General features: G+C 63.8%; 16 protein-coding genes. 15 read left to right on the plus strand and 1 reads right to left on the minus strand.

All coding sequences use genetic code 11. The features are described from left to right. The first annotated feature begins 23 nt into the window (after window positions 1–23). From AC5RU7_RS13185 to AC5RU7_RS13255, 15 genes are all read left to right on the plus strand, one after another. A complete protein-coding gene (locus AC5RU7_RS13185) occupies window positions 24–608 on the plus strand; it encodes an HhH-GPD-type base excision DNA repair protein (RefSeq protein WP_494052603.1) in 585 nt (194 codons plus the stop codon). A gap of 254 nt (window positions 609–862) precedes the next feature. Continuing rightward, entirely contained in the window at window positions 863–1987 is a 1125-nt protein-coding gene (gene chvE / locus AC5RU7_RS13190; RefSeq protein ID WP_494052604.1) for a multiple monosaccharide ABC transporter substrate-binding protein, read from the plus strand. Between the two features lie 93 nt (window positions 1988–2080). After that, window positions 2081–3610, plus strand: a complete 1530-nt coding sequence (mmsA, locus tag AC5RU7_RS13195; RefSeq protein ID WP_494052605.1) for a multiple monosaccharide ABC transporter ATP-binding protein — start codon at window positions 2081–2083, stop codon at window positions 3608–3610. A 5-nt stretch (window positions 3611–3615) separates the two neighbouring features. After that, window positions 3616–4902: a multiple monosaccharide ABC transporter permease gene (gene mmsB / locus AC5RU7_RS13200; protein ID WP_494011806.1), complete on the plus strand. Its 1287-nt coding sequence runs from the start codon at window positions 3616–3618 to the stop codon at window positions 4900–4902. Between the two features lie 194 nt (window positions 4903–5096). Further along, on the plus strand, window positions 5097–6101 hold the full coding sequence (locus AC5RU7_RS13205; RefSeq protein ID WP_494052606.1) for a LacI family DNA-binding transcriptional regulator: 1005 nt from the start codon (window positions 5097–5099) through the stop codon (window positions 6099–6101). Between the two features lie 60 nt (window positions 6102–6161). After that, window positions 6162–6713, plus strand: coding sequence for a cysteine hydrolase family protein (locus AC5RU7_RS13210; protein ID WP_494011805.1), 552 nt, complete (start codon window positions 6162–6164; stop codon window positions 6711–6713). 213 nt (window positions 6714–6926) lie between these two features. Then, window positions 6927–7229, plus strand: coding sequence for an urease subunit gamma (locus AC5RU7_RS13215; protein ID WP_494052607.1), 303 nt, complete (start codon window positions 6927–6929; stop codon window positions 7227–7229). A 9-nt stretch (window positions 7230–7238) separates the two neighbouring features. Next, complete coding sequence (locus AC5RU7_RS13220) at window positions 7239–7607, plus strand: urease subunit beta (protein ID WP_494052608.1); 369 nt, start codon at window positions 7239–7241, stop codon at window positions 7605–7607. Continuing rightward, a complete protein-coding gene (gene ureC, locus AC5RU7_RS13225) occupies window positions 7604–9352 on the plus strand; it encodes an urease subunit alpha (RefSeq protein WP_494052609.1) in 1749 nt (582 codons plus the stop codon). The genes AC5RU7_RS13220 and ureC overlap by 4 nt, the downstream gene beginning before the upstream one ends. Before the next feature lie 16 nt (window positions 9353–9368). Next, window positions 9369–9854 carry an urease accessory protein UreE gene (gene ureE / locus AC5RU7_RS13230; protein ID WP_494011801.1) on the plus strand — a complete coding sequence of 162 codons (486 nt, stop codon included), beginning with the start codon at window positions 9369–9371 and terminating at the stop codon, window positions 9852–9854. 186 nt (window positions 9855–10040) lie between these two features. Further along, window positions 10041–10709, plus strand: a complete 669-nt coding sequence (locus AC5RU7_RS13235; protein ID WP_494052610.1) for an urease accessory protein UreF — start codon at window positions 10041–10043, stop codon at window positions 10707–10709. 29 nt (window positions 10710–10738) lie between these two features. Then, on the plus strand, window positions 10739–11353 hold the full coding sequence (gene ureG / locus AC5RU7_RS13240) for an urease accessory protein UreG (protein WP_494052611.1): 615 nt from the start codon (window positions 10739–10741) through the stop codon (window positions 11351–11353). Then, window positions 11350–12363: an urease accessory protein UreD gene (locus AC5RU7_RS13245; RefSeq protein ID WP_494052612.1), complete on the plus strand. Its 1014-nt coding sequence runs from the start codon at window positions 11350–11352 to the stop codon at window positions 12361–12363. Before ureG ends, AC5RU7_RS13245 begins: the two co-directional genes overlap by 4 nt. Next, on the plus strand, window positions 12363–13424 hold the full coding sequence (locus AC5RU7_RS13250) for a HoxN/HupN/NixA family nickel/cobalt transporter (protein WP_494052613.1): 1062 nt from the start codon (window positions 12363–12365) through the stop codon (window positions 13422–13424). The genes AC5RU7_RS13245 and AC5RU7_RS13250 overlap by 1 nt, the downstream gene beginning before the upstream one ends. Before the next feature lie 260 nt (window positions 13425–13684). Next, window positions 13685–15199 (plus strand): MFS transporter, encoded by a 1515-nt coding sequence (locus AC5RU7_RS13255; RefSeq protein ID WP_494052614.1) that lies wholly within the window; start codon window positions 13685–13687, stop codon window positions 15197–15199. A 4-nt stretch (window positions 15200–15203) separates the two neighbouring features. Here the strand turns inward: AC5RU7_RS13255 and AC5RU7_RS13260 are convergent, their stop codons facing one another. After that, the gene (locus tag AC5RU7_RS13260; RefSeq protein ID WP_494052615.1) at window positions 15204–15656 is read right to left on the minus strand and encodes a DapH/DapD/GlmU-related protein; all 453 of its coding nucleotides are present in this window, start codon (window positions 15654–15656) and stop codon (window positions 15204–15206) included. Between the last annotated feature and the right edge of the window lie 23 nt (window positions 15657–15679).

Here is a 15679-nt window from a genome sequence, read left to right on the forward strand (position 1 = left end):
CCTGGGCGGCAACCTCTGGGAGGATGGACGGCATGGAACTGCACATCACGGGTGATCCCGCCGCCGATAAGTTGTTGAGCGAGGATGACTTTGCGCTCTTGACCGGAATGCTGCTGGACCAGCAGGTGACCATGGAATCGGCGTTCGCCGGGCCGGAAAAGATCAGGACCCGGATCGGATCCCTGAAGCCGGAGGCCGTCGCGGCGCATGATCCGCAGGCGTTCGTGGAGATGTTCAAGGAGCGGCCGGCGGTCCACCGGTTCCCGGGTTCCATGGCTGCCCGGGTCCAGGCACTGGCCGAGGCGGTCCAGACCAACTGGGGTGGTGACGCCGCCGCGATCTGGACCCAGGGCAATCCGGACGGTGCTGAGGTGCTGCGCAGGCTGAAGGCGCTGCCCGGCTTTGGTGACCAGAAAGCCAAAATTTTCCTTGCCCTGCTCGGCAAGCAGCGCGGCCTCCAGGCGCCCGGCTGGCGGGAAGCGGCAGGCCACTACGGCGAGGAGGGTGCCTTCCTGTCCGTCGCGGACATCGTGGATCCCGAGTCGCTCGTCAAGGTGCGTGCCAGCAAGCAGGCTGCCAAGGCTGCGGCGAAGGCCGCAAAGGCCTGACCGCATTCCGGGGGCCGGTTCGCGGGCCGTAGCACAATTGTGACTTGATCCATAGACTTGGCCGGGTTAAGCTCATGCTCTGTTAGCGCTAACAGGGTCGAAGCTACCGGGCCTCCTGTGTTCGGATTCGACGGCGCCAGGCCCTGCTTGGAGCACCCCGGGAACGCTGCAAAAGTCCCGGCTCGGCGGGAGGCATCGATGCCTTCCGCTCCAGCACAGATGCGTGGCTGAAGTAGCCGCGGGAGGAGAATAGCGTGAAATTTAGGAAACTCGTGGGCGCCATAGCCGTCGCCCTGGCACTAACGGTGGGCGCCACCGGCTGTGGGACCCGCGGAGGGGCGGCCGAAACCGGCGGCACGGCCAATCCCAGCGAATCACTCGTCGGCATCTCCATGCCGACCCAGACGTCCGAGCGGTGGATAGCCGACGGGAACAACGTGGAGAAGTCGCTGAAGGAGCTCGGCTACAAAACCGACCTTCAATTCGCCAACGACGACATCCCGACCCAGGTGTCGCAGATTGAGAACATGCTGACCAAGGGCGCCAAGGCCTTGATCATCGCCGCTATCGACGGCACCACCCTGACCGACGTCCTCGCCAAAGCCAAAGAGCAGAATGTCAAAGTGATCGCCTATGACCGGCTGATCAACGGCACGCCGAACGTCGACTACTACACGACCTTCGACAACTACACTGTAGGCGTTCAGCAGGCCACTTCGCTTTTGACCGGCCTCGGGCTCCTTGATGGCCAGGGCAAGAAGGTGGACGGCGTTGGCCCCTTCAACGTCGAACTGTTTGCGGGAAGCCCTGACGACAACAACGCCAACTTCTTCTGGACTGGCGCCATGGACACCCTGAAGCCGTTCCTTGACGCAGGAACGCTCAAGGTTCCCAGCGGCCAGACCAAATTCGAGCAGGCCGCCATCCTGCGCTGGCAGGCCCCTGTGGCCCAGAAGCGGATGGAGGACATCCTCACTGCGGCCTACAGCTCAGGGCAGAAGCTCGACGGCGTCCTGTCCCCGTACGACGGGCTTTCCATCGGCATCATCTCTGCTCTCACGAGCACCGGTGGGTATTCCGGAGGGAACCTTCCGGTCGTGACCGGCCAGGATGCGGAGAAGGGGTCAGTCAAGTCCATTACCGCCGAGGAACAGTACTCGACGATCTTCAAGGACACCCGGGAGCTTGGCAAGCAGGCCGTCAAGATGGTGGACGCCGTCCTCAAGAACGAGGAACCGGAAACCAACGACACCACCACCTACGACAACAAAGTCAAGGTTGTTCCGGCCTACCTGCTGGAGTCCGTGATCATCACCAAGGACAACTACAAGCAGGAACTGATCGACTCCGGCTACTACACAGAAGCTGACGTCAAGTAGGAGCCGGTGAGGTTGCGGCCGGGCTTTCCCGGCCGCAGCCTCGCAGCCCCTGCATGCAGGAGCCAGGCTTCCGCCAGTCAGCGGGAAATGACCATGAACGTACCCATTCTGCAAATGCGGGGAATCACCAAGACGTTCCCCGGCGTGAAGGCCCTCCAGGACGTGACCCTGGACGTGAACCGCGGTGAGGTGCATGCCATCTGCGGCGAAAACGGCGCAGGTAAGTCCACTTTGATGAAGGTGTTGTCCGGGGTTTACCCGCATAACACGTTCGAGGGGGACATACTGTTCGAGAACGAGCCCTGTGACTTTGCGAGCATCAGCGACAGTGAGAAACGCGGCATTGTCATCATCCATCAGGAACTCGCCCTCAGCCCCTACCTGTCGATCGCCGAGAATATTTTCCTGGGGAACGAACTGTCGACGCGGGGTTGGGTGGACTGGCGCAAGACGAACCTGGAGGCGGCCAAGCTGCTGGCCCGCGTCGGCTTGAATGAAAACCCCGTTACCCCCATCCAGCACATCAGTGTTGGAAAGCAGCAACTCGTCGAGATCGCCAAAGCACTCTCCAAGGAAGTCAAGCTGCTCATCCTCGACGAGCCCACGGCTGCGTTGAACGACGAGGACTCCAATCATCTGCTGGATTTGATCCTGCACCTGAAGGGCCAAGGTGTCACCAGCATCATCATCAGCCACAAACTCAACGAAATCCGGAAGGTGGCCGACGCCGTCACGATCATCCGGGACGGCAAGACGATCGAGACGCTGCGCCTGAACGAAGGGGAGATAACCCAGGAAAGGATCATCCGCGGAATGGTCGGCCGGGACCTGGAAAGCCTCTACCCGGAGCGGACTCCGGTCATTGGTGAGGAGGTCCTGCGCATAGAGGACTGGTCCGTGCAACACCCCCAGGACCATACGCGCACGGTAGTCCAGAACGCGAGCCTGCACGTGCGGAAAGGCGAGGTGGTTGGTTTGGCCGGGCTCATGGGAGCCGGCCGCACGGAACTGGCCATGAGCGTCTTCGGGCGTACCTACGGCCGGGCCGTCTCGGGGAGGGTGCTCAAGTACGGCAAGGAGATCAATACCTCCACGGTTTCCGAGGCCATCCGCCAGGGGCTTGCTTATGCCACGGAGGACCGCAAGCACTACGGGCTGAACCTCATTGAGGACATCAAGCGCAACATCTCCATGGCGAGCCTGGGCAAACTCGCCAACAGGGGCTGGGTGGACAAGAACGAAGAAACGGCTGTGGCCAACCGCTACCGAACGAGCATGAACATCAAGGCTCCCACGGTTGCCGCAGTTACCGGGAAGCTTTCGGGAGGAAACCAGCAGAAGGTCGTCCTCAGCAAATGGATGTTTTCGGACCCCGATGTCCTGATCCTTGATGAACCGACCCGGGGTATTGACGTTGGCGCGAAATTCGAGATCTACACGATCATCGCGAACCTTGCTGCCGAGGGGAAAGCCGTCATCGTCATCTCCTCCGAACTCCCTGAGCTCCTGGGCATTTGCGACAGGATCTACACCATGTCGGCGGGCCGCGTCACCGGTGAGATCCCCATTGCCGAGGCGTCCCAGGAGACGCTAATGCATTACATGACCCAAGAAAAGGAATAGCGACCATGTCCGCCTTACGAGAATCACTCGGCTTCCTGACGAGCCGCCTCCGCCAGGTCGGCATCTTTGTCGCCCTGATCCTGATCGTCCTGCTCTTCCAAATACTCACCGACGGCATCCTGCTCCAGCCGCAAAACGTGACAAACCTTGTCGTCCAGAACAGCTACATCCTGATTCTGGCCATTGGCATGGTGATGGTGATCATCGCCGGCCATATCGACCTCTCTGTCGGGTCCATCGCCGGCTTCATTGGTGCGGTGTCGGGGGTGATGATAGTTCACTGGGGCTGGGCCTGGTGGATCGCCATTCCCGCCTGCCTGCTGGTGGGGGCGTTAGTGGGTGCCTGGCAGGGGTATTGGATTGCCTATGTGGGCATCCCTGCCTTCATAGTCACCCTTGCCGGAATGCTGATCTTCCGCGGCCTGACCTTGATCACGCTGAAAAACCAGCAGATCACACCTTTTCCCGAGGAGCTGCGCGCGTTGGGCGGGGGCTTCCTGCCGGACATCACGGGAGGCAACTCGGTAGTCGAAATACTCACCGTTATCCTGGGGGTGGGCGGCACGGCGGCCATCGTGTTCCAAGCCCTCAAGGAGCGCCGCGTCCGCCGAAAATTCGATCTTGAAAACGAGCCCATGGCGTGGTTCGCCATTAAAACCGCCTTCATCGCGCTGCTCATGCTCATCATCACGTTCCTGCTGGCGAGCTACCGCGGCACTCCGATCGTCCTGATCGTGCTGGCAGCTTTGGTCATCATCTACTCGGCGCTCATGAATAACAGCATCTTTGGCCGGCACATCTACGCAATCGGCGGCAACCTCCACGCGGCAGAACTTTCAGGTATCAAGACCAAAGCCGTCACTTTCCGGCTCTTTGTCAACATGGGTGTCCTGGCAGCCCTTGCAGGCCTGGTCTTCACCGCCCGCCTAAACTCTGCCCAGCCTGCAGGCGGTACAGGCTTCGAGCTGGACTCCATTGCAGCGGCCTTTATTGGCGGTGCTGCTGTGCAGGGCGGCGTGGGCACGGTCGCCGGAGCCATGATCGGCGGACTGATCATGGGCGTGCTGAACAACGGGATGTCGATCCTCGGCCTTGGAACCGACTACCAACAGCTGATCAAGGGACTGGTCCTCCTGGTGGCCGTTGCCTTTGACATCTTCAATAAGAATCGCGTCGGGGGAGGACCTGCCATCTCCAGCCGGTTCAAGCTCCGGAGAACACCGCCAGCCACCGAGCAGAAGACGGCAGTCACCGAGCCGGTCGAGCCTGTGGGGACTGCCCGCGGCCAGTGAAGCCGGGAGCATTGGCTCTTTCCCGGGGACGTTGAGGGCCCGAGGTGCCTTGTCCAAGCGGACCATAGCTGGTGCGGCGATACGTTCACAATGTGTCGCCGCACCAGCTTTTGGTGTTCCATGGGTCCTGCGCAGCCCCAAACTTCTGCAACGATGTATGTCAGATACTTGCGGAACCACATAAAGGAGCCATGATGGCGGTCACCATGAACGACGTTGCGCGGGCGGCGGGGGTGTCGCTCAAGACTGTTTCCAACGTGCTGAATGACTACGAGTTCATTCGTCCTGCCACCAAGCAGCGCGTCCAGGACGCCATCGCGGAACTGGGCTATGAGGCGAACCTGACAGCGCGGAGCCTGCGGTCAGGGAAAACCAAAATGCTGGGCCTTGTCCTGTCCGATCTTTCGGCACCCTATTATGCGGAGCTTGCTTCCCGGTTGATGAAGGCTGCGTCCCGGCGGGGCTACCGGGTGCTGGTGGAACAGTCGGACGCTGTGGGGGACGTGGAACTGAACGCCCTCCAGGGCCCTTTCCGGCAGCTCACCGACGGGCTGCTGTTCACGCCGCTGAAGGTCGACGCCGATGCCATCGCCGCCGGCCTGGGCAAGAAGCCGATGGTGTTGCTGGGCGAACACATCCTGGATCCCCGCTTCGACCTGGTGACCATGAAAAATGAGGAAGCCGCTGCTGCCCTGACCGCCCACCTGCTGTCGGGCGGCCGCCGTCGCGTTGCCGTGCTCGGTGCCCACCCCGGTGAATCCGCTGGCAGTGCAGGGCTGCGGCTCAACGGCTACCGGAAGGCGCTTGGCCAGGCGGGGGTTCCGTTCGATCCCGCGTTGGTTGCCCAGTGCGAGTGGCGGCGGGACAGCGGGGCCGGCGCCGTGGCCGGTCTCCTGGACAAGGGTGTGGAGTTTGACGCCGTTTTCGGCCTGAACGATGTCATGGCCCTGGGCGCCATGCACGAGCTCCTGATCCGCGGCGTCCGGGTTCCCCAGGAGGTGGCCGTGGCAGGCTTCGACGATATCGACGAGGCCCGGTTTGCCTCACCTTCCCTGACCACGGTCTCGCCGGGAATGGAGGAGATCGCAGAGCGCTCGATCGGCCTGCTGGTCGATCGGATCGAGGGGCGGGAAACAACTGGTGAAGGCGTGCACGTGGAAGCCGAATTCCGCCTGCAGGTCCGCCAATCCGCACCCTAGGTTTCGTCCGTCGATCACGGGGTACTTTCCCGGCAGAGTCCAACGAGGGAAAGGCGCCGCATGATTGCACTTCTTGTCATCGATATGCAGAACGCGTTCTTTGAGGCGCCGGAACTGGGCGCGCAGCAGGAGCGGCTGGTCGCTTCGTGCAACACGTTGTTGGAGGCTTTCGAGGCGAGCGGCCACAAGGCACTGCTGGTGGGCACGGAGCACGAGCGGGATAAGTCCACCTGGACGCTCAATATGCTCGACGACGACCAGGGCTTCATTTTCCGCGGCAGCAAGCAGGCGGAAGCTGTTCCTGGGCTTGCAATAGACGGGCTGCCGCAGCTGAACAAAACGCGGGACAGCGCCTTCGTGGGCACCAACTTGCTGTCGCGGCTGCGCAACTGGGGCGCCGACGAGGTGGTGCTGGCCGGGGTGTCCACCCACAACTGCATCGCCCAGACGGGAGCAGACGCCTTCGCCCACAACATCCGCGTCACCTATGCGAAGGACGCGATCGCCTCCGAGGACAACCAGGACGCCGCTGACATGCTGCGGATCCTTTCCACGAGCTACCGCCAGCCGGTCCAGTCCAGCGAAGAGATCCTCGCCCGCCTGAACCGCTGAGTCTCCCCTCCTTTAGGGACGGACGACGGCGTGTCCCGGCAGCCCGCCGTCGTCCCCGTTGGGCAGGGGGTGCCAACCTGGCGGAATTCAGCGGCCTTCGAAGGCGACGCGCTTGTGAGAGCCAGGCATTACAAACCTGAAACGTGGCGGAAACGTCCGCAACCTACTGTGGGTCCCACGCTGCCGCACCAGCGGCCCGTTGAAGGGAACCCTATGCATCTGATGCCGCGTGAGCAGGAAAAGCTTCTGATCGTGGTGGCGGCCGACCTCGCCAGGCGGCGGCAGGCGCGGGGGCTCAAGCTGAACTACCCGGAGGCGGTGGCCATCATCAGCTATGAGCTGATCGAGGGGGCACGGGACGGGCGCAGCGTGGCTGAACTCATGAGCTACGGGACCACCCTTCTCACCCGCGACGACGTGATGGAAGGCGTTCCCGAGATGATCCATGACGTCCAGATCGAGGCGACGTTTCCGGACGGCACCAAGCTCGTTACCGTCCACGACCCGATCCGCTAGGGGCGCCACATGATTCCCGGAGAGTACATCCTGCGGCCCGAGCCGCTGACGGCCAACGCGGGGCGCGAGGCTATCGACGTCGAGGTGACGAATACCGGCGACCGGCCGGTCCAGGTGGGCTCGCACTTCCACTTCGCCGAAGCAAACCCCGCCCTGGCCTTTGACCGGCAGGCAGCCTACGGCCGCCGGCTGGACATCCCGGCCGGAACCGCGGCCCGGTTTGAACCCGGCGACTCGCGCAGCGTGCGGCTGATCGAACTCGCCGGGACCCGCGAAGTGCACGGGCTCAGCAACGCGGTCAACGGAAAGCTCGACGGCGGCACGCACCTTGGAAACCCGGCCTGGCCGGGTGCCGCAGCGGAAGGGGACCAGCAGTGAGCTTCGAGATGCCACGCCGGCAGTACGCCGACCTGTACGGTCCGACGGCGGGCGACGCCATCCGCCTGGCGGACACGGAGCTGTTCCTCGAGATCGAGAAGGACCTCACCGTGTACGGCGAGGAGGTGGTGTTCGGCGGCGGCAAGGTGATCCGGGACGGCATGGGCCAGAACGGCCAGGCGGTCCGCGATGAAGGCGTTCCGGACACCGTCATCACCAACGCCGTGATCCTGGACTACACCGGCATCTACAAAGCGGACGTGGCGCTCAAAGACGGCCACATCTTCAAGATCGGCAAGGCCGGCAACCCCCAGATCACGGACGGCGTGGATATCGTGATCGGTGCCAGTACGGAGATCATCGCCGGGGAACGCAAGATCCTCACCGCCGGGGGAGTGGACACCCACATCCACTTCATCTCCCCGGACCAGGTTGCCACCGCACTCACCAGCGGCGTGACTACCATGATCGGCGGTGGAACCGGCCCGGCCGAAGGAACCAAGGCCACCACCGTTACCCCCGGGAAGTGGCACATCCAGCGGATGCTGCAGGCGGCCGAAGGCTTCCCCATGAACATCGGCTTGCTCGGCAAGGGCCACGCATCCGCCGTCGAACCCCTCGCCGAACAGATCCGCGCCGGTGCCATCGGGCTGAAAGTCCACGAGGACTGGGGTTCCACGCATTCGTCCATCGATACCTCCCTGAAGGTGGCGGACGAGTACGACGTCCAGGTGGCCATCCACACGGACACCCTCAACGAGTGCGGCTTTGTGGAGGACACCATCCGGGCCATCGGCGGCCGCGTCATCCACACCTTCCACACCGAAGGTGCCGGCGGCGGCCACGCACCGGACATCATCAAGATCGCCGGCATGCCCAACGTCCTGCCCGCGTCCACCAACCCCACGCTGCCCTACACGCGCAACACCATCGAAGAGCATTTGGACATGCTGATGGTCTGCCACCACCTCAATCCGGACATTCCCGAGGACGTTGCCTTCGCCGATTCGCGCATCCGGGCCGAGACCATCGCGGCCGAGGACGTCCTGCAGGACCTGGGCATCTTCTCCATCACTTCCTCCGATTCCCAGGCCATGGGACGCGTGGGTGAGGTGGTCACCCGCACCTGGCAGGTGGCGGACAAGATGAAGAAGCAGCGCGGTGTGCTGGAAGACCCAAACGGTACGGCTGACAACGCTGCGGGCGCTCACGGCTCCACGGGCAGCGACAACTTCCGGCTCAAGCGCTACGTGGCCAAGTACACCATCAATCCGGCAATCGCCCAGGGCATCGCAGACGCGGTGGGCTCCGTTGAGGAGGGCAAGTTCGCGGACCTGGTCCTCTGGGACCCGGCATTCTTCGGCGTTAAACCGGAGCTGGTTATCAAGGGCGGGCAGATCGCGTATGCCCTGATGGGCGACGCCAACGCGTCCATCCCCACTCCGCAGCCGCGGACCATGCGGCCCATGTTCGGGGCCTACGGGAAGGCGGTGCAGCAATGCTCCATTACGTTCCTTTCACAGGCGGCCATCGACGCCGGGGTGCCGGAGGAGCTGGGGCTGGAGAAGGTCATCCGTCCCGTGTCCGGGACCCGCACCCTCACCAAGGTCGACCTGAAGTACAACGACGCGACGCCGGACATCCAGGTTGACCCGGAGACCTACCAGGTAAGGGTCGACGGCGAGGACGTCACCTGTGAACCCGCCAACGTCCTGCCCATGGCCCAGCGCTACTTCCTCTTCTAGCCCTTCGGAGAATCACGTGATTATCGACAAAGTCCTCGGCAATCTGCACGAGCTGCCCGAAACGGACCTCGCAGCCTATGCCGGCCTGCACCGGGAGAAGGTGGTGCTGCCCAGCGCCCAGCTGGTCAAGCGCATCCAGCGCGCCACCACGGACCACGGCAAGGAAATCGGCATCCGCCTTCCCACCGGCTCCGGCGACCTCCGCGACGGCGACATCCTGCTTGTTGAAGACTCAAACATGATCGTGGTGTCCGTGCTGCCCACCGACGTCCTGGTCATCGCACCGCGGTCCATCCACGAGATGGGTGTCGTTGCCCACTCGCTTGGCAACCGGCACCTGCAGGCACAGTTCTTTGACTCGGCTTCGGAATATGAGGCCGAGGTCATGGTGTGCGCCTACGACCACACCGTCGAGGACTACCTCAAACACGCCGGAGTGCCCTACTCCCGGCAGGAACGCGTCATGCCCGTACCTTTCCGCCATGCCGAGCACTCGCACTAGGTCTCCCCGCGTTTCCCCGGCTCGGGACGCCGCGAGGGATATGGGGCCGTGCCCGTCCCCAGGCGCTCCCAACCCTCGCAAGCTCGGGTCGGGGCCCTCGCGCCAGTGGGCCCCCCGCGCGGCCCGCCACGCCGCGGCCCCATATCCCTCGCGTCGCTTGCGTTCCTCACCCTGGGTGCGGCTTTCGTGAGCGGCTATCAGCTGGCGCTCGCTCAGCTCACTGACTCTGCGCTTCCTGTTGGGGCTTTTGCCCACTCTTTTGGGTTTGAAACGTACCTCGATCGGGGGCTCGTCTTTGATGAGGCTTCTTTTGGGCGGTGGTTGTCCGTCTTTATTGCGCAGCCGCTGACTTATTCGGATGGGCTTGCCATCCGGTTTCTCTATGAGGGGTGGGAGGTGCCGGAACTTGATGCCCTTTTGTCGGCGTCTTTGTTGCCGCGGCAGGTCCGGGAGGCCAGCACCAAAATGGGGCTCCGGTTGCTGGAGATCGGCGGGGAGGTGTTCCCCTCCGCTGCGCTGGAACTGTACAGGGACCTGGTGACCACTGGCAGGGCCGCCGGACACCAGCCACTGGCGTTCGCCGTCGTCGCACGTTCACTGGGAGTGCCGCAGCAGGAGGCGCTCGCCGCCTACCTTTTCGCCACCGCCACGTCCCTGACGCAAAACGCCGTCCGCGCCATCCCGCTCGGCCAGAACGCCGGGCAGCGGGTGCTGCGGAAGGCGCACGACGACGTCGCTGCCGCCATCGAGCGGGTCGCCCACCTGGCGCCGGACGACTTCGGGGCCGTCATCCCCGGACTGGAAATTTCACAAATGCGGCACGAACGCCAGCGTGCCCGGATGTTCATGAGCTGACTGTGCTTGTGGATGCAAAGGAGGACACCATGACTGAACCCATCAAGATCGGCATCGGCGGGCCCGTGGGCGCCGGCAAAACCCAGCTCGTGGAACGGCTCACCCGGCACATGAGCGGCGAAATCTCCATGGCCGCCATCACCAACGACATCTACACCATTGAGGACGCCAAAATCCTCGCCGCCAACGGCATCCTGCCCATAGACCGCATCATCGGCGTCGAAACCGGCGGCTGTCCGCACACCGCCATCCGCGAAGACACCTCGATGAACACCGCGGCCATCGAGGAACTCAAGGCCCGGCACCCCGACCTGCAGGTGATCTTCGTCGAATCCGGCGGCGACAACCTCTCCGCCACCTTCAGCCCCGAACTCGTCGACTTCTCCATCTACATCATCGACGTGGCCCAAGGCGAGAAAATCCCCCGCAAAGCCGGCCAGGGCATGATCAAGTCCGACCTCTTCATCATCAACAAAACCGACCTCGCCCCCCACGTCGGCGCGGATCTGTCCGTCATGGAACGGGATTCCCGCGAATTCCGTGGCAACAAACCGTTCTGCTTCACCAACCTCAAAACCGACGAAGGGCTCGGCAAGGTCATCCACTGGATCCGGCGCGACGTCCTGATGCTTGACCTGGCATGACGTCCAGCAGTTCCGTCGTCGAATCACCTTGGGCGGCGCCCGCGGATGAAGGGGGCCGTGCCCGTCCCCTGGCGCTCCCAATCCTCGCAAGCTCGGATCGGGGCCCTCGCGCCCGTGGGCCCCTCACGAGTGCCGCCACGCCGCGGCCCCCTTCATCCGCGACCGCTGATCGCCTAGTTCGAGGGCGATTGGAGCTGGGCATCACAGTGCGCGGCGATAGGTCCATCGCTTCCAGCCAGTTCCACGAAGGCGCTCTCAGGGTTTTGCGGCCCCATTATCTGGATGATTCCGGGCAGGTTTGCTATGTCGTGGTGAATCCTGGCGGGGCTTACCTTGGGGCTGATCTTTTCCTGCTTGATGTTGAAGTTGGGGATGGGGCAGACCTCCTTTTGACTACGCAATCCGCGACGAAGGTGTACCGGACTCCGGGGTCCATTGCCGAGCAGCGGATGAACCTGCGGCTTGGGGACGGGGCGCGGCTGGAGCTGATGCCGGACCAGCTCATCGCCTACCGCGAGGCCAGCTACCGGCAACGGACCTGCGTGACTGTCCGTCCGTCGTCGTCGCTGGTGATGGCGGAAGTGGTGACGCCGGGCTGGTCGCCGGACGGGGCGGGCTTCCGGTACGAGGAAATCCGGCTGCGGAACGAGATCCGGATCGAAACGGACGACGGCGCCGAGCTGCTGGTCCTGGACAACCTGCTGATCCGGCCGCCCGCGGGCGACGTGACGGGCCTGGGATTCATGGAGGGCTACAGCCACCTGGGATCGCTGGTGGTGGTGGACGCCCGCGTGGATCAGGCGCTTGCCGACGAACTGAACGAGCTCACAGGCAAACACGACGCCCTGGCTGGGATCTCACTCACCCGCCCTGTCTCTGGGACCACGGGCATGGTGCTGCGTGCCCTGTCCAACAGCACCGGGGAACTGAACCGCCTGCTTGCTGGCTGCACCAACCTCCTGCGGGAACGCTGGCACGGGCAGGGACCGCTCAACCTGAGGAAACACTGATGACGGCTCTGACAACCATCACCGCGCTGTACCGGGAGCGGGAAACGCTGCCGCTGCGGACCCGGATACTGTTCACCTTCGGTGCCGTGGCCGCCCTGCACGCGGCCGCCGTCGTACTCCTGCTCTCCGGAAACGCCGGCGGGGCAGGGACGCAGGCACTCACCTGGGGCCTGATCCTGACCGCCTACCTGGCCGGCGTCAAGCACAGCTACGACTGGGACCACCTCGCGGCCATCGACAACTCGACGCGGAAGTTCGTGGCCCAGGGGCAGGAGCCTGTCAGCGTCGGGTTCGCCTTCAGCCTGGGGCACAGCTCGGTGGTGGCCCTGGCGGGCGTGCTGGTCATCGCGGGGGCGGCAGTGGTGGGTGAATTCATGGCGGACGGGTCCACCGGAAACCTGGTCCTCGGACTGGTGGGCAGCGGGGTGTCCGGCCTGTTCCTGCTGGCGATGGGCCTGTTCAACGGCTCCGCGTTTGCCCGGTCCGCGGAGGCCTACCGCCGGGCACGCACGGGTGCCGCCGTCGATCTCCGCGACCTGGAACCGCGGGGTCTGGTGGCGCGGCTCCTTGCCAAGCCGCTGTCCCGGGTGCGGCGGCCGCGGAACATCTACGTGATAGGTTTCCTGTTCGGGCTCGGCTTCGACACCGCCACCACAATCGGGCTGCTGATGATGACGACGGCGGCATCGCTGGCCGGGGTGCCGGCGTTCACCCTGCTTGCCCTGCCGCTGGCGTTCGCTGCGGCCATGACGCTCTGCGATTCCCTCAACGGCATGGCCATGATGCGCATGTACCGCTCGGCTCTGGACGACCCCCGGCGGCAGCTGGGCTTCAATGCCCTGGTCACGGGCATCTCTGCTTTCTCGGCGCTGTTCATCGCCGTGATCACGCTCGGCGGCTTCCTTGAATTGGCCTTCTCCCTGGAACACCCGGTTACCGGCTGGCTGGGGTCAATCGACCTGGGTGAAGCCGGGCTCTTGCTGGTGGCCCTGCTGCTGGCGGTGTGGGGCGCCGCCGCGCTCAAGGGACGGACGGCCGTCAAAAGTAGTACGGAATGCTGACGGGAGTGTTGGTTGGAGCGCACCGAGGGCGTGGTAACCGCGAAAACGGTGATTATTACGCGAAGAGTTGCTTCTATTGCAACAGCCCTGAGGCGGTCTAACCACGCGGAAATTGGAGGCTTAGATCACATCCTGGCTGCCAGGGAGGCCGATCTGCCGTTGCCTTTCTGGCAGAATACTTACCAACCTCCCCTAGGGGAGTCCGGTGTGACCGCCGGTACTCCTGCCGATCCGTCATCCGGTACATAGACAGGACGAAGATGTTCGAACAGTCCAAAGAACAGCGCTCCGTGCGCCCAAAAACTGCCCGCAGGCTGAGGGCGGAAGACTGCATCGTCGTTGATAAGGGCGATCTGCGGAAGGCACAGGTAGGTGCCGGCGTTGGTAACTTCATCGAGTGGTATGACATCGGCGTCTACGGCTATCTCGCAGTAACCATGACCTCCGTCTTCACGGAGGGTATGGACGAGCGCATGGGGCTGCTTGTCACGCTGCTGGGTTTCGCGGTCTCGTTCATCGTCCGTCCCCTCGGCGGAATGATCCTCGGCCCGCTCGGCGACAGGATCGGCCGCCGCAAGGTGCTCTTTGCCACGATGGCCATCATGGCCGTCGCCACCACCGGAATCGGGCTGCTGCCCACTGCAGGCGAGGTGGGCCTGTGGGTCATCATTCCCCTCTACCTGCTGAAGATGCTCCAAGGGTTCTCCACCGGCGGCGAGTACTCCGGTGCCGCCACGTACATCGCCGAGTTCTCCCCGGACAAGGACCGGGGCATCATGACCTCGCTGTTGAACTCGGGATCCATGCTGGGCTTCGCGGCGGGCGCAAGCATGGTGGCGGTCACCACGGCCGTCACCACGTCCGTCTGGGGCAGTTCCGCCATGCTGGACGGCGGCTGGAGGATCCCGTTCCTGATCGCCCTGCCCCTGGGCATCGTGGCGATCGCCCTCCGTAGCCGCCTGCCCGAATCGCCGAGCTTCGAAGTGGCCCACGTGAAAGCCGGTACCCAGGACGTCGACCCCATTTTCGTCCGGCACAACCTGCCAAACATCATCAAGCACTACTGGCCGCAAATCCTTATCGGCTGTGCCCTGATTGCCGCCGACGGCAGCTCCGGCTACATGCTCACGAGCTACATGCCTACCTACCTGGAAACCCAGGTCGGATCGGATGCCGTGCACACCGCCATCGCCGCGGTAGTCGTGCTGGTCCTCCTGGCCGCCATGATTCCGCTTGTGGCGCGTTTGTCCGACCGCATCGGCCGGCGCCCCATCTATGCCATCGCGACCATCGGCAACCTCGTTCTGCTGGTCCCGGCCTTCGCGCTGATGCAACTGGGGACGCTTTGGTCGATCTACCTGGCCATGTTCCTGGTCGCGCTGCCGTGCGCCTTTTTCCTGGCGCTGACCGCCGCGGTCATGTCCGAGCTGTTCCCCACCGCCTCGAGGTTCGGCTCAGTGGGCGTCACCCACAACCTCTCCATATCCATCTTCGGCGGCACCACGCCCCTGGTCAGCCAGATCCTGGTTGAGACTACGGGCAACCTGTACGCCCCGGCGTTCTATGTGATGTTCTTTTCAGCAGTGGCGCTGGTTGCCCTGCTGAAGATGCGCGAGACGGCAGCACGCCCCCTCCTGGGCTCGGTGCCCGTGGTTACCAGCCATAACGAGGCGGAAAAGCTGGCGGCGGACCAGGACAACGATGAACGGATCGACACCTCCACCATGATGCTGACCCCCGTTCCGGCACTGTCAGAGCCGGCCGCCGTTCGCTAGCGCATCAGGCGGCGATCCTGCCCTTGCTCCTGCGGTGCGGCCGGTGCTTTGCCCGAGTTGCGGCCGGCGTGCGGGCATCAATCAGCACCTGCTCGCCGTCCGCCACGGTGGCGTCCGCTTCAAGGTGGACACCGTGCTCGATCAGCACGCTGGATCCAATGCGTGAGTGGCTGCCAATGTGCACGCGGTTTCCGATGACCGTGCCGCGTCCGATGCGCACGCCATCGCCGATCACCGTCCGGTCGCCGATGGTCGCGTCACGGTCAATCCAGCTGCCGTGCCCGATCCGGCACCCGTGTCCGATCCGTGCGCCGTTCTCGACATAGGTCATGGAGCCGATGCGGGCGCTGTCGCCAACCGTGGCGCCTGGAGCCACCAGGCCGCCACCGTTGACGCGCCGGACGTAACGGGTGACTTTGCCGGCGTCGTCCTCAACTGATTCAAACTTCGCGTTCATGAAATCCCTCAGTACCGTGCGGT

The organism is Arthrobacter sp. K410C (genome assembly GCF_059090105.1).